The 1,810-nt window shown below is 65.6% G+C and carries 1 protein-coding gene; it reads right to left on the reverse strand.

Annotated features, from left to right (window positions below; all coding sequences use genetic code 11):
• Positions 1 to 1,214 (reverse strand): group II intron reverse transcriptase/maturase (gene ltrA, locus FEF15_RS19115; RefSeq protein ID WP_240454252.1); only part of this gene is annotated, 1,214 nt, incomplete at its 3' end.
• Positions 1,215 to 1,810: the final 596 nt, after the last annotated feature.

A 1,810-nucleotide genomic window follows, 5' to 3' on the forward strand; every position in this document is an offset into this window, starting at 1 on the left:
ATCAGGTCCAGCCGCTCGAACCACTTCCGTGGCAAGGCCTGATTCATGTGCGAGGCACCGGCATTCCACCAGGGGCCTCGCCCATTCCCGGCTGACTTCCACGCCCGATAGTCGTCCAGACCCAGTGCCAGGAGCTTACGGCGCCGGGTCCGCGGGCGCTTCCATTGCCGCCAGATCAAGTCGCGTAGCCGGCGACGTATCCATTGATCCAACGCTTCCAGCGGGCGCTTCACATCGACGAGGCTGAAGTAGCTGGCCCATCCTCGTAGGACAGGCACCAACTCTTCGATCACCCGTTGGATGTGGCGTCCCCTGCCACGCTTGAGGATCTCGCGGACACGTTGCATCAGACGCTGCAGGCTGGTCTTAGCCAGCGTCAGCTTCGGCAGCTTGTGTCGGGTCAGCGTATAGCCCAGATACCCCCGGTTCCAGGGCCGATCCACCGCGCTCTTGTCGCAATTGACTGTCAGCCGGAGCGAACTCTCGAGACAATCACTCAGGCTGGCCATGACGCGCTCACCCGCCCGCCGGCTCTTGACGTACACCTGTACGTCGTCGGCGTAGCGGCAGAAGCGGTGACCCCGGCGTTCCAGCTCCTTGTCCACGTCATCCAGCAGGATGTTCGCCAGCAGCGGACCCAGCGGTCCGCCCTGGGGCGTTCCCTGCCGGCGTGGCGCGGCCAGGCCATCCTGGCACATCCCGGCTTCCAGGTAGCGCCGGATCAGGCGCAGCACCCGCTTGTCGCGGACGCGGCGCGCGACCCGCGCCATCAGCAGGTCGTGGTTCACTCGGTCGAAGAAGGCTTCCAGGTCGAGGTCGACCACCCAGCGGTGGCCGGCGGTGACATGGGCCTTCATCGCCGAGACGGCCTGCTGGGCGCTGCGCTTGGGGCGGTAACCGTAGCTCGATGCGGAGAAGCCCGGATCGAAGAGCGGCGTCAGCACCTGCAACAGCGCCTGCTGGATCAGCCGGTCGGTAACCGTGGGGATGCCGAGCTGTCGCGTCCCGCCCTTGGGCTTGGGAATCTCGACGGCCCGGATCGGGCTGGGATGGTACTCACCGGCCAGCAGCCGCTCGCACAGCGTCGGCCAGTGCTCCTTCAGGTGGTCGGCCAACTGGTGCACCGTCATGCCATCGGCACCCGGCGCGCCCTGGTTGGCGACCACCCTACGGTAAGCCCGCGCCATGTTGGCCTTCTCTACTACGGCCTCCATGAGCGGGGCGGGCTCCGCTTTCGTCCACGATGACGACGCCGGGACCGTCTCGACGCCCACCGGCTGGGACTCGGGGTACTGCCCCTGCCCCTCTGGGTGGGTGGCGGTATCAGCGCCAGTTTCGGTCTTTATGATCGATCCTCGAGACGTCATCGCCTACTCGCGGTTCTTCATGTTCGGCCCTTGGTGCCGCGGTGAACCGGCACTTACTATGGCCTCTGCTGACGTCTGGTAGTCCATCCCGTCGCCTCTCGACGCCGGTAGCACCGTGGCAGACCACCAGACCTCCCAGGGTAAGACGCGCGACCTTCCCGCTTATGCCTGTCGGATATACGTCATGGCGTTCCGTGCAAGTATCGGGCTTTGATGATTGATGCCATCTCGCCCCGCCATGACGCCTCATATCCGCTTCCTGTTCGTCAGGCCAGCGTTTTGCCTCGGGCTGCCTTCGGATTCTCCCTCACGGGAGACACCCTTGCCGTCGGCTAGCACTTCCCCTTGCCGGGCGTGCAGGGGACTTTCACCCCCAAGTCATCCCGAGGCACCACCCTCGGGAACAGCGCCAGTCAGGCGCTGCGCGCCATGCCTGGCGCACA

This window comes from Halomonas sp. NO4 (genome assembly GCF_010994375.1).
Taxonomy (GTDB): domain Bacteria; phylum Pseudomonadota; class Gammaproteobacteria; order Pseudomonadales; family Halomonadaceae; genus Halomonas.